The sequence below is a fragment of the Prescottella defluvii genome (assembly GCF_000738775.1).
GTDB classification, from domain to species: Bacteria; Actinomycetota; Actinomycetes; order Mycobacteriales; family Mycobacteriaceae; genus Prescottella; species Prescottella defluvii.
The window spans coordinates 15,267-30,973 of record NZ_JPOC01000017.1; the positions used below are offsets into that span (position 1 = coordinate 15,267).

Below are 15,707 nucleotides of genomic sequence, written 5' to 3' on the forward strand. Positions count from 1 at the left end.
TCAGTGGAACGGCCCCGAGCGCGCGTGAGCGGGCACATCGGACGTCATCGTGCCCGCGACTGGGCACAAGAACCACCCATTTTACCGTGGCCTCGGCTCGCCATCGCGCCCCGGTCTAGTGACTCCGCTAACGTTCGCTTCCATGACACGCGCGAACGATCTGCAGGGACGGAACGCTCTGGTCACCGGCGCGAGCCGTGGCATCGGCAAGGCCATCGCCGCGGAACTGCTGGAGCGGGGCGCCAACGTGGTGGTTACCGCGCGCAAACCCGAACCGCTCGAGGCCGCGGCCGCGGATCTGCGCGCCCTCGGGCACGGCGGGAAGGTGATCGCGATCGCCGGCAACTCCGGCGACGCCGACGCCCGGCACGACGCCGTCACCCGGACGGTCGCCGAACTCGGTTCCCTCGACATCCTGATCAACAACACCGGCATCAACCCGGTGTACGGCGCGTTGATGGACGCCGACCTCGACGCCGTGCGCAAGATCTTCGACGTCAACGTCGTCGCCGCCCTCGGCTACGTCCAGGAGGCGTACCGGGCGTGGATGGGCGAGCACGGCGGCGCGGTCGTGAACCTCGCGAGCGTCGCCGGTATCCGTTCGACGGGCACGATCGCCGCGTACGGCGCCTCGAAGGCCGCGCTCATCCGGCTCACCGAGGAACTGGCGTGGCAGCTGGGCCCGACCATCCGGGTCAACGCCGTGGCGCCGGGCGTCGTGAAGACCAGTTTCGCGGCCACGCTGGTCGCCGCCGGCGAGGAGCAGGTGTCGTCGACGTATCCGATGGGTCGCTTCGGCACCCCCGAGGACGTCGCCGGCCTGGTCGGGTTCCTGGTCTCCGACGACGCCGCGTGGATCACCGGTGAGACCGTGCGCGTCGACGGTGGACTGCTCGCGACGGGCGGGCTCTGATCGCTGCGCACTCCGCCGATGTCGCGGTCGTGGGACTCGGTCCCGCCGGCCGCGCCCTCGCGCACCGTGCCGCCGCAGCCGGACTGAGTGTCGTCGGGGTCGACCCGGCACCCGACCGGCCGTGGGCGCCCACCTACGCGGCCTGGGTCGACGAACTGCCGTCGTGGCTGGATTCGTCGGTGCTGCGCGCCCGCGTCTCCCGTCCCCGGGTGTGGGCGACGCGGGAACACACCATCGACCGCGCGTACGCCGTGCTCGACAACACCGAATTGCACGCGCGACTCGGCGTCGATCGCGTCGTGCGCGGCGTCGCGGCCGAGGTCGGGCCCGGTGTGGTCACCCTCCGGGACGGCACCGACATCCGGGCCGCCCGGGTGATCGACGCCCGCGGACTGCGCCCCGGCCCGGCGCTCGCCGAGCAGACGGCCTTCGGGATCGTGCTGCCGATGTCGGCGGCGGCGCCTGCACTGGGCGGTGCGGACTGCTGGTTCATGGACTGGCGGCGCGACAACGGCGCCGCCCCGGACGAGCCGCCGTCGTTCCTGTACGCGGTGCCGCTCGGCGACGACACCGTCCTGCTCGAGGAGACGTGCCTGGTCGGACGGCCAGGCCTTCCCCTCGACGAACTCCGGCGCCGCCTCGACACGCGCCTGCGCAACCGTGGCGTCGAACCTCCCGCCGACAATCCGGTGGAACGCGTCCGGTTCCCCGTCGAGGCGCCGCGATCCCGCGCCGTCGTCGCCACGTTCGGCGCCCGGGCGGGACTGATCCACCCGGGCACCGGATACAGCGTGGCCACCTCACTGAGCGCCGTCGACGACGTCGTCGGACTGCTGGCATCGGGAGGCGATCCAGGAAAAGCGTTGTGGCCGTTGCAGGCCCGCACCGTCCGGACACTGCGCGAGGTGGGGCTGCGGGCGCTGCTGCACCTCGATCCGGCGAGCACCGCCGAGTTCTTCGACGCATTCTTCGCGCTACCCGTCGAGCGGCAGCGATCCTATCTGTCGGGACGCGGCGACGTCCGCGGGACGGCCTCCACGATGTGGCAGTTGTTCCGGACCGTCCCACCGCCGATCCGCCGGACACTGGCCGCGGCCGGCGTCCGGCGGTCGTGACTCAGGAACCGAGCGAGCCGGTCGGGATCCAGGACGGCAGTCGGCCGACGGACCCGGTGGCGGGCGGGGCCGTCTTGGGCAGCGGCGCACCGTCGAGGTCCGCGGGCTGGGCGATACCGAGATTGTCGAGCACGGTGGGCGTGATGTCGGCGATCGTCACGTCGTCGTCGGTGGCGCCCGCCTGGTAGCCGGCACCGCGGGCGATCACGAACGTCGTTGCCTCCTCGGCACTCTGGCCGCCGTGCCCGCCGGTCGGCTTGTGCCCGTGATCGGAGGTGACGAGGATCGTCCACTTCTCGCCGGTCGCCTTGCTGCGGGCGTCGACGGCGTCGACGATCCTGCCGACCTCGGCGTCGACACGCTCGAGCGCCGGCACGTACTCGGAGCCGGCGGTACCCGACGAGTGTCCGGCACCGTCCACCTGGTCCAACTGGGTGAACACGAAGTCCGGTCCGTTGGTGGCGATCTCGGTGGCGACGGCGGTCGCGGTCGCCGTGTCCGTCGCGGCGCCGCTGCCGGCGCCGGGGGTGCTGACGACGACGTCGGCCTTCGGGGTTCCGGATCCGGCGATGGTGGCGATGCCACCCCACGTGGAGATGGACGCGGTGCGCAGCGCCGGATCGGCCTGCTCGATGCGGGTGAACGCGCTCGGGTACAGGTCGTAGCGGGCACCGCTGTACGAGTTGTCGACCACTCCGTGCTTGGTGTGCCACACGCCGGTGAGGATCGTCGACCACGACGGGCCGGAGATCGTCGGGTGCCCGAGGATCGACGACTGGCCGCTGGTGCCCTCGTCGATCAGTCGATGCAGATTCGGGGTGTTCGCGCTCTTGACGTGGTCGAGCATCGTGCCGTCGAGGCCGATGACGACGGTCTTGGTGACCGCCGGGGCCGGAGCCGCGTTCGCGGCGCCGGCGCCGGCGACGGTGCCTGCTGCAACCGCACCGGCCGCGAGGAGGAGGGACAGGGCCTTGGGGGGTGTGATGTTGTTGGTCACAACGAACAGACTGAATCGGCCTAGACCAATTGTCGCGGCGTGCGCGAGACTGTTCGCCCGCTGTTCGACGAGCGTTCGACCCGGGCGCTGCGCGGATGCCTACCGGTCGCTTCGATGTCGCCGGATTGTCTCGAGATGGTGATGATCTTCGCGGCGGACCGGACGCGAGCCCGGATGTGGGCGATAGTTGGTTCCATGCGATCAATCTGGAAGGGTTCCATCGCGTTCGGGCTGGTCAACGTGCCGGTCAAGGTGTATTCCGCGACGGAGGACCACGACATCCGCTTCCACCAGGTCCACGCCAAGGACGGCGGCCGGATCAAATACAACCGGATGTGCAGCGAGTGCGGACAGACGGTGCAGTTCGCCGACATCGACAAGGCCTACGACTCCGACGAGGGCGATCGCGTCATCCTCACCGACGAGGACTTCGACAAACTCCCGGCCGCCGAGAAGCACGAGATCCCGGTGTTGCAGTTCGTGCCGACCGACCAGATCGACCCGATCCTGTTCGAGAAGAGCTACTACCTGGAACCGGACTCGGCCACACCGAAGGCGTACGTGCTGCTGGCGAAGACGCTGCAGGAGACCGATCGCACCGCACTGGTGCACTTCACGCTCCGCCAGAAGACCCGACTGGCCGCCCTGAGGGAACGGGACGGGGTGCTGGTGATCCAGACGTTGCTGTGGCCCGACGAGGTGCGCGCCGCCGCCTTCCCGTCCCTCGACGACGCCGAGGAACCGAAGGCCAAGGAACTGAAGATGGCCGGCACCCTCGTCGAGAGCATGGCCGAGAACTTCGACCCCACCGAGTTCACCGACGACTACCAGATCCAGCTGCGGCAACTGCTCGACGACGCCATCGCCAGCGGCGGCACGAAGGTCATCCCCGCCGCCGAACGGACCGAGGGCGGCGAGGACGCCGAGGTCGTCGACCTGGTCGCTGCGCTGCAGCGCAGCCTGGAGGCGGCCGCCGAACCGACCGCGGCGAAGAAGCCGCGACGCAAGCGGGCCTGAAGTGGGGCCGTCGTCGTGGTCCGCGATACGGCGACCCTCCCGGCATCGCGCTCTGCGTGTGCGCATCCGATAGCGTCGAGTTCGGATCGTCCCGAGGGGAGGGGAAGTTTTTCGTGGACCACAACCCGATGGTGCCGCTCAGCTTCGACATTCGAGCGACGCTCATCATGCTCGCCTACGCCCTGCTCACCGCCGCGGCTCTGGTCTCGATCTTTCGCACCCGCCACGACCGCGCCGGATCGAAATTCTGGTGGTCCGTGCTCGTCATTGCTCTCCCCGTGCTCGGCGCAGCAGCATGGTTCCTGCTCGGCGCGCCACCACTACGCCGACGAGCCCGCTGAACCGCCCGCCACCAGGAGCCCGGTCACGCCCCTCAACCTACCGCCGGCGCTCGTATCCGTTCACTGCTTGTCGACGAACGACTTGCAATCAATCCGGCCCGAGGCCCTGACAGGGATCGGTCCGGTGTCGATGCTGGTCGCGTTTCCGGCCACCTCGAACGCGACCGTGGGGTCGTTGTCACTCACGGTGATCGTGGCGCCTTGGCCTTCTACCGCGCCGAGACTGAAGAATCGGGCATCGCGGTCCGAGAATCGGATCATCGCGTGAGGCAGGAACGGCGTCCCGTCGGGATACACGCTGTTGTCCGGCACGTAGATCACGATGTCGAAATCACGTCCGGGGAACTCGCCTCCCCCGTCGTAATCCGCGAAATCACTGGTTCGCGCCGAGAATTCTCGCCAGCCGTCTCCGCGCTCGTCGACTCCGTATCGGACACATCGGGTCTCGCCTCCTGCGGGCAAGGAGACCCGTTCCGGCCAGGCACCCTCCAGTTGGAGCCACGCGCCTGGCGCGAAGTGCCCGCTCGTTGTTGCGATTTCCGTACTCCCCGACTGCCCGGAGGTACCGCATCCGGCAAGTGCCGCCGCCACTCCCACCATCGATACCAGCGCTGCACCATGACTGATCCCACCCCTCATGAACCCCACCGTATTCCGAGCAGAGCCGTCGCGGGTGGTGGCGGGCGTGAGTGTCAGCCGGCGAGCGCCCGCAGATAGCGCCGGGTCATGTGGCGCTGGACGACGCGCGCGACCGGGTCGCCCAGCCGTGTGAACCAGCGGCCCGGCCGGGAGAACGCGGTGATCGTCGCGTGCACCGAATCGTCGGGGCGGCGTTCGACGGCGAACAGTTCCTCCCCCGATTCCGGATGCCCGGTCAGGGTGCCGTAGGCGAAGCCGCGGCGATCGGGTTCGGCGAGCACGTAGATCACCCGGCACGGGATCGGGAAGCCGCACCAACGCAATTCCACGGTGGCGCCCGGTACGGCCGTCGCAGACTCGGCCCGCACCCGCAGCCCCGCACGACGGTGGACGTCCCACCGCATCAACGCGTCGGACGCGGCGAGGAAGACATCCTCGCCGCGTCCGATGGCGATCGATTCCCGCACGTGTCGGTAGCCGGCCGGCAGTTCTCCGGCGGTGGCACCGACCTCGAGGTAGGTCAGTACCCGGGAATCCCGGGCCAATCCGCTAGACCGTGAATCCGAGAGCGCGCAGCTGCTCGCGACCGTCCTCGGTGATCTTGTCCGGACCCCACGGCGGCATCCAGACCCAGTTGATCCGCAGCTCGTCGCACAGTCCACTGTTCACCAGCGCCCGCTTCGACTGCTCCTCGATGACATCGGTCAGCGGGCACGCCGCCGACGTCAGCGTCATGTCGAGCTGCACGATGTCCAACCCGGCCTCGTCGACGGCCTTGAAGTCGTAGACGAGTCCGAGGTCGACGACGTTGATTCCGAGCTCGGGGTCGACGACGTCACGCATCGCCTCCTCGAGTTCGTCGAGGCGCTCCGGGGTGAACGCCGCACCGTACTCGGCGCTGTCGGCCTCGGTCGTCGCCGTGTCCTCCGGCTGGGCCTGCTCGGCCTGGGTCTCGGTCATGATGTCTGTCCTCCGCTTCGAGCAAGGTCGTCTTCGGGATTGCCGTCGACTGGGTCGACGTCGCCTGATGCTTCGTCGACCGACGTTTCGTCAACGATACGAACAACGGCGTCCTTGAAAGCCATCCATCCCAGCAGCGCACACTTCACGCGCGCCGGGTACTTCGACACCCCGCTGAACGCGATGCCGTCACCGAGCACGTCCTCGTCGCCCTCGACGGTGCCGCGACTGCTCACCATCTCGTTGAACGCGTCGACGGTGCGCAGCGCCTCGTCGAGGGGCATGCCCACGATCTGGTCGAACAGCACCGACGTCGAGGCCTGGCTGATCGAGCAGCCCTGGCCGTCGTAGGAGACGTCCGCGACGACGAGCCGGCCGTCCTCGCCCTCCGACAACTGCGCCCGCAGCGTGATCTCGTCGCCGCACGTCGGGTTCACATGGTGCACCTCGGCGCCGAACGGTTCACGCAGCCCACGCCCGAGTGGGTGCTTGTAGTGGTCCAGGATCACTTCCTGGTACATCTGCTCCAGACGCACGTCACACTCCTCCGCCGACACCGAAGAAGTCCTGCGCGCGCCGGATACCGGCGATCAGCGCATCGACCTCGTCGAGGGTGTTGTACAGCGCGAACGACGCCCGCGCGGTCGCGGCGATGCCCAGCCGCTGGTGCATCGGCCACGCGCAATGATGTCCGACACGCACGGCCACACCGTCGTCGTCGAGGACCTGCCCCAGGTCGTGGGCGTGGATCCCGTCGACGAGGAACGACACGGCGGAGCCGCGATCGACGCCGTCGGTGGGGCCCACGATGCGGACGCCGGGGATCGACGCGAGGCCCTCGAGCGCCGCGGCGACGAGCTGATGCTCGTGTGCCGCGATCGCCTCCATACCGACATTCTCGAGGTACTTCACAGCCGCGCCGAGGCCGACGACCTGCGAGGTCATCGGCACACCGGCCTCGAACCGCTGCGGCGGGGCCGCGTAGGTGCTGCCCTCCATCGTCACGGTCTCGATCATCGAACCACCCGTGATGAACGGCGGCATCGACGCCAGCAGCGCACGCTTCCCGTAGAGGACACCGACGCCGGACGGACCGAGCATCTTGTGCCCCGAGAACGCCGCGAAATCGACGTCGAGCGCACGGAAGTCGACGGCGAGGTGCGGTACCGACTGGCAGGCGTCGAGCACCGTCAGCGCACCGACGGCCCGCGCCCGGCGGACCAGCTCGGCCACCGGCGAGATCGCACCCGTCACGTTCGACTGGTGGGTGAACGCGACGACCTTGACCCGCTCGGTCAGCTCGAGCGAGTCCAGGTCGATGCGACCGTCGTCGGTGATGCCGTACCAGCGCAGGGTGGCACCCGTGCGGCGCGCGATCTCCTGCCACGGAACGAGATTCGCGTGATGCTCGAGTTCGGTGACGACGATCTCGTCGCCCGGGCCGACGACCCGGGAGAACCGGTCGTCGCCGAACGCGTGCGCCACCAGGTTGAGTGACTCGGTCGCGTTCTTGGTGAACACCAACTCGTCGGCATCCACGCCGACGAACGACGCGATATCGGACCGGGCACCCTCGTACGCGTCGGTGGCCTCCTCGGCCAACTGGTGCGCACCACGATGCACCGCAGCGTTGCACGTGGTGAGGAAGTGCCGCTCGGCGTCGAGCACCTGGACCGGACGCTGCGCCGTGGCACCGGAGTCCAGGTACACCAAGGGCTTTCCGTCGCGCACGGTACGACCCAGGATCGGGAAGTCTTCCCGGATCCTGGTGACGTCCAGCGCAGCCGCGGTGGTGGTCATCGGATCTACGCTCCTGCCCCGGCAGCCTGCGTGAAGCGCACGTAGCCGTTGGCCTCGAGTTCGTCGGCGAGTTCGGCGCCACCGGACTCGACGATCTGGCCGTTCACGAACACGTGCACGAACTCGGGCTTGATGTAGCGCAGGATCCGCGTGTAGTGCGTGATCAGCAGGACGCCACCGTTGCGGCGCTCCTGGTAGCGGTTGACACCCTCGGAGACGACGCGCAGGGCGTCGACGTCGAGGCCCGAGTCGGTCTCGTCGAGAATCGCGATCTTCGGCTCGAGCAGGCCCAGCTGCAGGATCTCGTGGCGCTTCTTCTCGCCACCGGAGAAGCCCTCGTTGACGCTGCGCTCGCCGAAGGTCGGATCGATCTCGAGCTCGCTCATCGCCTCCTTGACCTCCTTGACCCAGTGGCGCAGCTTGGGGGCCTCGCCACGGACCGCGGTGGCGGCGGTGCGCAGGAAGTTCGACATCGACACGCCGGGCACCTCGACCGGGTACTGCATGGCCAGGAACAGACCGGCGCGGGCGCGCTCGTCCACGCTCATCTCGAGGACGTTCTCACCGTCGAGGGTGATCGAACCGGAGGTCACCTCGTACTTGGGGTGGCCGGCGATCGCGTACGACAGGGTGGACTTGCCGGAACCGTTGGGGCCCATGATGGCGTGCGTCTCGCCCGAGCGGATCGTGAGATTCACACCCTTGAGGATGTTGATCGGCTCGGCGTTCTCGTCCGAGTTGGCGACGTTGACGTGCAGGTCCTTGATTTCGAGAACCGAGTTTTCAGGTGCAGACATTCGATTTCCTAGAAGGGTATCGGCGAAGTATCGGTGGGTAGGCGGCTGACCGGATCAGACGCCGACGGCGGCGAGTTCGGCCTCGACCGCGGCCTCGAGGCGCTCGCGCACCTCCGGAACGGCGATGCGGTTGATGATCTCGTGGAAGAACCCGCGAACGACCAGGCGCCTGGCCTGGGCCTCCGGAATGCCCCGGGCGCGCAGGTAGAACAGCTGCTCGTCGTCGAACCGGCCGGTGGTGCTGGCGTGGCCGGCGCCGACGATCTCGCCGGTCTCGATCTCGAGGTTCGGCACGGAGTCGGCGCGGGCGCCGTCGGTGAGCACCAGGTTGCGGTTCATCTCGTACGTGTCGGTGCCCTCGGCCTCGGCACGGATCAGCACGTCACCGATCCACACGGTGTGCGCGTCGGGCTTGCCGGAGTCCGGGGCACCCTGCAGCGCACCCTTGTACACGACATTCGACTTGCAGTGCGGCTGCGAGTGGTCCACCAGCAGGCGGTGCTCGAAGTGCTGACCGGCGTCGGCGAAGTACAGGCCGAGCATCTCGGCGTCGCCGCCGGGGCCCGCGTACTTGATCGTCGGCGTGATGCGGACGAGGTCGCCGCCCAGGCTCACCGAGGTGTGCCGCAGCACCGCGTCGCGGCCGAGCAGCGCGTGGTGCGCCGCCGCGTGCACGGCGTCGTCCGCCCAGTCCTGGACCGCGACGATCCGGAGCGACGAGCCGTCGCCGAGCACGAACTCGACGTTCTCCGCGTAGGTTCCGCTGCCCTTCTGGTCGAGCACGATCGTCGCCTTGGCGAACGTCTCCAGCCGGATCTGCAGGTGACCGAAGGCCACCTTGCCCTCACCGGGGCCGGTGACGACGATGTTGATCGGCTCGGCCACCTCGACCTCGCGACCCACCGTCACCACCGTCGCCGACTCGAACGCCGAGTACGCCTGTGCGGCGACACGGTCGAACGGGACGCCGCCCTGCCCGAGGCGAGCGTCGTCACGTCCGACGGTCTCGACGGTGACGTCTCCGCCGGTGACCTCGATCTTCGCGGTTCCCCGTGCCCCGTCCGCGGCAGCGGTGCCGTCGTGCAGGCCCCGCAGTCGACGCAGCGGGGTGAACCGCCACGCCTCGTCCCGTCCGGCAGGGATCTCGAACGCATTCACGTCGAACGAGGCGAAGACCTCACCCTTGTTGGTGGCCGGAGCCACGTTCTCCGCGGCGACCGCTGCCTTCACACCGGTCGTCTCACTTGCGCTGGCCACTAACCCACGGCCCCTTCCATCTGCAGTTCGATCAGGCGGTTGAGCTCGAGGGCGTATTCCATCGGCAGCTCCTTGGCGATGGGCTCGACGAACCCTCGCACCACCATGGCCATTGCCTCGTCCTCGCTCAGACCGCGGCTCATGAGGTAGAACAACTGGTCGTCACTGACCTTCGACACCGTCGCCTCGTGGCCCACCGTCACGTCGTCCTCACGGATGTCGACGTAGGGGTAGGTGTCGGAGCGGCTGATCTGGTCCACCAGAAGCGCGTCGCACTCGACGTTCGACTTCGCGCCGTGCGCACCCTTGTTGATCTGGACCAGGCCGCGGTACGAGGACCGGCCGCCGCCGCGGGCCACCGACTTGCTCACGATGTTGGACGTCGTGTGCGGTGCCAGGTGCAGCATCTTCGCACCGGTGTCCTGGTGCTGGCCCTCACCGGCGAACGCCACGGACAGCACCTCACCGCGGGCGTGCTCGCCCATCATCCACACGGCCGGGTACTTCATCGTGACCTTGGAACCGATGTTGCCGTCGATCCACTCCATCGAGCCGCCCGCCTCGACCTTGGTGCGCTTGGTCACCAGGTTGTAGACGTTGTTCGACCAGTTCTGGATGGTCGTGTAGCGGCAGTGGCCGCCCTTCTTCACGATGATCTCGACGACCGCGGAGTGCAGCGAGTCGGACTTGTAGATCGGAGCCGTGCAGCCCTCGACGTAGTGCACCGAGGCGCCCTCGTCGACGATGATCAGCGTCCGCTCGAACTGGCCCATGTTCTCGGTGTTGATCCGGAAGTAGGCCTGCAGCGGGATGTCGACCTTGACGTTCGGCGGAACGTAGATGAACGAGCCACCGGACCAGACGGCGGTGTTCAGGGCCGAGAACTTGTTGTCGCCGGCGGGGATGACCGAGCCGAAGTACTCCTGGAAGATCTCCGGGTGCTCACGCAGACCGGTGTCCGTGTCGAGGAAGATGACGCCCTGCGCCTCGAGATCCTCACGGATCGAGTGGTAGACGACCTCGGACTCGTACTGCGCGGCGACACCGGCGACCAGACGCTGCTTCTCCGCCTCCGGGATGCCCAGCTTGTCGTACGTGTTCTTGATGTCCTCGGGCAGGTCTTCCCAGCTCTCCGCCTGCTTCTCGCTCGAACGCACGAAGTACTTGATGTTGTCGAAATCGATCCCGTCGAGGTTCGAACCCCAGTGTGGCATCGGCTTCTTACCGAAGGTCTTGAGCGCCTTGAGGCGGATGTCCAGCATCCACTCGGGCTCGCTCTTCTTCGCGGAGATGTCCCGCACGACAGCCTCGGACAGCCCTCGTTGCGCACTGGCACCGGCGACGTCGGAGTCCGACCAGCCGTAGTCGTAGCTGCCCAGGGAGGCGATCGTCTCTTCCTGCGTGAGCGGCGCCTCAGGTGTCACCTGGTCTGATGTGACGGTCATGCGAGCTCCTTCCGGAGTCTTGGTACGTACCGATGAGAGCTGGTCACCGGCAGCGAGAACAACTATTCGGTCGTTTCGGTCGTGCGGGGTAACGCGAGCGGGACATGGGTGGTGCAGGCGCAGTCCCCGTTGGCGATGGTCGCCAACTGCTGCACGTGCCGGCCGAGCAACGCGGCGAACGCGGCCTGCTCCGCCTCGCACAGCTCGGGGAACTCCTCGGCCACGTGCGAGACCGGGCAATGGTGCTGGCAGATCTGCACCCCGTTCCCGACCGGGCGGATCGAGGCCGCGAACCCGGCCGAGGTGAATGCCTCCGCGATCTCCTCTGCGGTGGACTCGACCTCCTCCGGCTTGTCCGCGGTCACCGGAGTGACGGCGCCGACGATGGACTGCACCCGACGTCGGGCGAAGTCCTCGATGGCCGCGTCGCCGCCGATCTCCCGCAGCTGCCGCATCGCGGCACCGGCGAGATCGTCGTACGTGTGGCCGAGCTTGCCTCGACCGGCCGCGGTGATCTGGAACAGTTTCGCCGGACGACCGCGCCCACGCTGCCGCCAGCTGGCCGCACTCGCTGCCTGGGCCTCACCCGCGTCGATGAGCGCGTCCAGGTGCCGCCGGACCCCGGCCGCACTGAGGCCGAGCCGGGCGCCGATGTCGGTGGCCGAGATGGGACCCTCCTCGACGAGCAATCGGACGACCGCGGCGCGGGTGTGTCCTTCGTGCGCACCGGCGACGGACACCACGGACCCAGCAGAGGACGACGCAGTCGCGTGAGCTGCGCTTTCTCCACTGGGGCGTCGAGCCGCTTCCGATTTCACAACACCAGTGTGACGGAATTAGATCCCGCGGTCCACGAAGGGTTACCTGCGTGATCGTCGACACACCCTTCCGGGTGGGTTCCCGATCCGCCGCGACCGGAGCACCTCACCCGCCCCGCTACGCTGCACCGTGTGCCGCACACCGAGATGGACAACGAGTCGGACGCCCCGGCCCGATCTCGGGCCGAGCGGGCGACGGCCTTCGTCAAGCGTGCGCTCGGGATCGACGGGCACTCGCCCCGGGCGTCGGTAGGCGACGCCCTCCACGGCGACGAACCGGAAGCGCCAGGCCTCGACGCCCGCGAGAACCGTCAACTGCACTACATCCGCCTCTTCGGCGCGACCGGTGCGGTCCTCATGGCCGTCGGCGCACTGGGTGCGGGAGCGCAACCCGTACTCCAGAACCCCGTCCAGGGCCTGCGACTGCTCGGCCTGCCGGCGCGCATGCCGAGCGCGACCCTGAGCATGGCGATGACGGGCACCGTCATGGTGGTGCTCGCCTGGCTGCTGTTGGGCCGATTCGCGGTCGGCAGCCTCCGAGGCGGCCGCGCCCCCCGTCAGCTGAGCCGGTCCCAACTCGATCGCACCCTCCTGCTGTGGGTGATTCCCCTCACTGTCGCACCGCCGATGTTCAGCCGCGACGTGTACTCGTACCTCGCACAGAGCGAGATCACCGCCCGCGGCCTCGACCCGTACGAGATCGGACCCGCCGGCGCGCTCGGCGTCGACCACGTCCTCACCCGGACCGTGCCGAACATCTGGCGGGAGACACCCGCGCCGTACGGTCCGCTGTTCCTCTGGATGGGCCGCGGAATCACCTCACTGACCGGCGACAACATCGTCGCCGGGATCTTCCTGCACCGCGTCCTCGCGCTCGCCGGTGTGGCGCTGATCGTGTGGGCGTTGCCCCGCCTCGCCCGACGCTGCGGCGTGTCCGCGGTGAGCGCGCTGTGGCTGGGCGCGGCGAACCCCCTGGTGCTGTTCCACCTCGTCGCCGGCATCCACAACGAGGCCCTCATGATCGGGCTGATGCTGGCCGGTGTCGAACTGGCCCTGCGCGCGATCGCCAGCGTGCACCCGATCCGGGGACAGGTACTACTGCTGCTGATCGCCGGCGCGACACTGATCGTGTTGTCGTCGACGATCAAGATTCCGTCGCTCCTGGCCCTCGGTTTCGTCGGCATGGCGCTGGCCCGGCGATGGGGCGGCAATCTCAAGGCACTCGCGTCGGCCGCGCTCCTCCTCGGTGCGGTGACCGTCGCCGTGACCGTCTTCGTCAGCGTCGCGAGCGGACTCGGGATGGGCTGGACGCAGACCCTCGGCACCGCGACCGAGGTACGCAGCTGGATGTCGATCCCGACGCTGCTGGGGCTGGGCACCGGCCTCGCCGGCGTCCTCCTCGGCCTCGGCGATCACACCACCGCCGTGCTCAGCCTGACCCGCCCGATCGCGTCGCTCGTCGCCGCGTTCATCGCACTGCGCATGCTCCTCGCCGTCCTCGTCGGACGCATCCACCCGGTGGGCGCACTCGGCGTCTCGCTGGGCGCGATCGTCCTCCTCTTCCCGGTCGTGCAGCCGTGGTACCTGCTGTGGGCCGTGATCCCGCTCGCCGCGTGGGCGACCCGGCCCATCTTCCGGATACCCGCGATCGCGTTCTCGGCGTTCGTCAGCGTGATCCTGATGCCGAACGGGGCCGAATACGAGCCGTTCATGATCGTCCAGGCCGCGATCGCGACGGCGGTCACGAGCATCGCGCTGATCGTCCTGACCCGGAACCAACTGCTGTGGCGGGCCCCCGCCGGACCACCGGACCGGATCGAACCGGTCAGGGCCTAGGCTGGTTCCTCGTGATTGTCAGAGCGTCGAACACGACGTCCACAAGGGGCGAGCCCGCCGTGCGACTCGACGGTGTCGTCAAATCGTTCGGCGACCTGCGCGCAGTCGACGGTCTGGACCTCACCCTCGAGTCCGCGCAGGTGCTGGCCCTGCTCGGCCCCAACGGCGCCGGCAAGACCACGACCGTCGAGATGTGCGAGGGCTTCGTCTCCCCCGATGAGGGATCGGTGCGGGTCCTCGGTCTCGACCCCATCGCCGACTCGGCCGCCCTGCGCCCGCGGATCGGCGTCATGCTCCAGGGCGGCGGCGCCTACCCGGGTTCCAAGGCCGGCGAGATGCTCGACCTCGTGGCGTCCTACTCGGCCGACCCGCTCGATCCCGAATGGCTGCTGCGCAGCCTCGGACTGCAGGACGCTCGCCGGACGCCGTACCGGCGACTGTCGGGTGGCCAGCAACAGCGCCTCGCGCTCGCCTGCGCGCTCGTCGGACGTCCCGAGCTGGTGTTCCTCGACGAACCCACCGCGGGCCTGGACGCCCAGGCCCGACTGCTGGTGTGGGAACTGATCGACGCGCTGCGCCGCGACGGCGTCAGCGTCCTGCTGACCACACACCTGATGGACGAGGCCGAGGAGCTCGCCGACGAACTCGTGATCATCGACCACGGGCAGATCGTCGCGTCCGGGACACCGTCGGAGGTCACCCGCACCGGCGCCGAGGGCCAACTGAGCCTCGTCGCGCCGCCCGGACTCGACCTCGCGCGGCTGCGAGCCGTGCTGCCCACCGAATACCAGGCCCTCGAGCGCACGCCCGGCAACTACGTGGTGCGCGGCACCATCGATCCGCACGTCGTCGCAGCGGTGACGTCGTGGTGCGCCGGACAGGACGCTCTCGCCACGGAACTCCGCGTGGACCAGCGCCGACTCGAGGACGTCTTCCTCGAACTCACCGGACGGGACATTAGGGGATGACCGTGACGAACCACGACCGCCTGGCCGACAACCGTTTCGCCGACGGCACGTTCACCCCGCGCCCCCAGCCGGCGCCGGCGGCCCGCATGCTCGCCGCGCAGACGCGGCTCGAACTGACGCTGCTGCTGCGCAACGGTGAGCAGTTGCTCCTCACCATGTTCATCCCGATCACGCTCCTGATCGGTCTGACGCTGCTCCCCATCGGCGACTTCGGCAGCGACCGGGTCGACACCGTCGTCCCGGCGGTGATGATGGTCGCGATCATGTCGACGGCGTTCACCGGGCAGGCCATCGCCGTCGGCTTCGACCGTCGCTACGGCGCCCTGAAACGGCTCGGCGCCACTCCCCTGCCACGCTGGGGCATCATCGCCGGCAAGAGCGCCGCGGTCGTGATCGTCGTCGCGATGCAGACGGTGCTGTTGGGCGGGATCGCATTTGCGCTCGGCTGGCGGCCCAGCATCCTCGGTCTCGCACTCGGAGCGGTCGTGATCGCGCTCGGGACCGTCACCTTCGCGGCGTTGGGACTGCTGCTCGGCGGCACGCTCCGCGCCGAGATCGTGCTCGCGCTGGCCAACATCCTGTGGTTCGCGATGGCCGGCATCGGCAGCATCATCTTCGCCGATCAGCTCAACGACGGAGTTCGGATCGTCGCACAGTTGGTCCCGTCGGGCGCCCTCGCGCAGGCCCTCGAGGATGCCACCGCCGGCAGCATCAACATCATGTGTGTGGCGGTACTGGCGGCGTGGGCGACGGTCGCCGGCATCGTCGCGACCCGCACCTTCAAGTTCACCTGACACGCACCAT

The 15,707-nt window shown here is 68.7% G+C and carries 17 protein-coding genes; 7 read left to right on the forward strand and 10 right to left on the reverse strand.

What is annotated here, in order from left to right; all coding sequences use genetic code 11:
- The first annotated feature begins 142 nt into the window (after positions 1–142).
- Both IJ15_RS0106190 and IJ15_RS0106195 read left to right on the forward strand, forming a co-directional pair.
- Positions 143–913 (forward strand): SDR family oxidoreductase, encoded by a 771-nt coding sequence (locus IJ15_RS0106190; RefSeq protein WP_031937475.1) that lies wholly within the window; start codon positions 143–145, stop codon positions 911–913.
- 29 nt (positions 914–942) lie between these two features.
- The gene (locus IJ15_RS0106195) at positions 943–2,028 is read left to right on the forward strand and encodes a lycopene cyclase family protein (protein WP_231569437.1); all 1,086 of its coding nucleotides are present in this window, start codon (positions 943–945) and stop codon (positions 2,026–2,028) included.
- A gap of 1 nt (position 2,029) precedes the next feature.
- Here the strand turns inward: IJ15_RS0106195 and IJ15_RS0106200 are convergent, their stop codons facing one another.
- Complete coding sequence (locus IJ15_RS0106200; protein ID WP_051918561.1) at positions 2,030–3,025, reverse strand: alkaline phosphatase family protein; 996 nt, start codon at positions 3,023–3,025, stop codon at positions 2,030–2,032.
- 195 nt (positions 3,026–3,220) lie between these two features.
- Between IJ15_RS0106200 and ku the strand changes: the two genes are divergently transcribed.
- Complete coding sequence (ku, locus tag IJ15_RS0106205; RefSeq protein WP_031937478.1) at positions 3,221–4,042, forward strand: non-homologous end joining protein Ku; 822 nt, start codon at positions 3,221–3,223, stop codon at positions 4,040–4,042.
- A gap of 113 nt (positions 4,043–4,155) precedes the next feature.
- A complete protein-coding gene (locus tag IJ15_RS0106210) occupies positions 4,156–4,383 on the forward strand; it encodes a PLDc N-terminal domain-containing protein (RefSeq protein WP_231569438.1) in 228 nt (75 codons plus the stop codon).
- Positions 4,384–4,443: 60 nt separating this feature from the next.
- Here the strand turns inward: IJ15_RS0106210 and IJ15_RS25975 are convergent, their stop codons facing one another.
- The 9 genes from IJ15_RS25975 to IJ15_RS0106255 form a co-directional block, all read right to left on the reverse strand.
- A complete protein-coding gene (locus tag IJ15_RS25975) occupies positions 4,444–5,022 on the reverse strand; it encodes a hypothetical protein (RefSeq protein WP_156112033.1) in 579 nt (192 codons plus the stop codon).
- A 53-nt stretch (positions 5,023–5,075) separates the two neighbouring features.
- Positions 5,076–5,567: a DUF1990 family protein gene (locus IJ15_RS0106220; protein ID WP_031937481.1), complete on the reverse strand. Its 492-nt coding sequence runs from the start codon at positions 5,565–5,567 to the stop codon at positions 5,076–5,078.
- A 4-nt stretch (positions 5,568–5,571) separates the two neighbouring features.
- Positions 5,572–5,982: a metal-sulfur cluster assembly factor gene (locus IJ15_RS0106225; RefSeq protein WP_031937482.1), complete on the reverse strand. Its 411-nt coding sequence runs from the start codon at positions 5,980–5,982 to the stop codon at positions 5,572–5,574.
- Positions 5,979–6,518, reverse strand: coding sequence for a Fe-S cluster assembly sulfur transfer protein SufU (gene sufU, locus IJ15_RS0106230; protein ID WP_031937483.1), 540 nt, complete (start codon positions 6,516–6,518; stop codon positions 5,979–5,981). The genes IJ15_RS0106225 and sufU overlap by 4 nt, the downstream gene beginning before the upstream one ends.
- 1 nt (position 6,519) lies before the next feature.
- Positions 6,520–7,782 (reverse strand): cysteine desulfurase, encoded by a 1,263-nt coding sequence (locus tag IJ15_RS0106235; protein ID WP_031937484.1) that lies wholly within the window; start codon positions 7,780–7,782, stop codon positions 6,520–6,522.
- Between the two features lie 5 nt (positions 7,783–7,787).
- On the reverse strand, positions 7,788–8,579 hold the full coding sequence (gene sufC, locus IJ15_RS0106240; RefSeq protein WP_031937485.1) for a Fe-S cluster assembly ATPase SufC: 792 nt from the start codon (positions 8,577–8,579) through the stop codon (positions 7,788–7,790).
- A 54-nt stretch (positions 8,580–8,633) separates the two neighbouring features.
- Positions 8,634–9,836: a Fe-S cluster assembly protein SufD gene (gene sufD / locus IJ15_RS0106245; protein ID WP_031937486.1), complete on the reverse strand. Its 1,203-nt coding sequence runs from the start codon at positions 9,834–9,836 to the stop codon at positions 8,634–8,636.
- Entirely contained in the window at positions 9,836–11,281 is a 1,446-nt protein-coding gene (sufB, locus tag IJ15_RS0106250) for a Fe-S cluster assembly protein SufB (protein WP_031937487.1), read from the reverse strand. Before sufB ends, sufD begins: the two co-directional genes overlap by 1 nt.
- A gap of 62 nt (positions 11,282–11,343) precedes the next feature.
- Entirely contained in the window at positions 11,344–12,024 is a 681-nt protein-coding gene (locus IJ15_RS0106255; RefSeq protein ID WP_231569439.1) for a helix-turn-helix transcriptional regulator, read from the reverse strand.
- A 222-nt stretch (positions 12,025–12,246) separates the two neighbouring features.
- On the opposite strand from IJ15_RS0106255, the gene mptB reads away from it, so the two are divergent.
- The 3 genes from mptB to IJ15_RS0106270 are packed head-to-tail and all read left to right on the forward strand — an operon-like array spanning position 12,247 to position 15,697.
- Entirely contained in the window at positions 12,247–13,935 is a 1,689-nt protein-coding gene (gene mptB / locus IJ15_RS0106260; protein WP_051918574.1) for a polyprenol phosphomannose-dependent alpha 1,6 mannosyltransferase MptB, read from the forward strand.
- 59 nt (positions 13,936–13,994) lie between these two features.
- A complete protein-coding gene (locus IJ15_RS0106265) occupies positions 13,995–14,903 on the forward strand; it encodes an ABC transporter ATP-binding protein (RefSeq protein WP_031937490.1) in 909 nt (302 codons plus the stop codon).
- Positions 14,900–15,697, forward strand: coding sequence for an ABC transporter permease (locus tag IJ15_RS0106270; protein ID WP_031937491.1), 798 nt, complete (start codon positions 14,900–14,902; stop codon positions 15,695–15,697). The genes IJ15_RS0106265 and IJ15_RS0106270 overlap by 4 nt, the downstream gene beginning before the upstream one ends.
- Positions 15,698–15,707 lie beyond the last annotated feature (10 nt).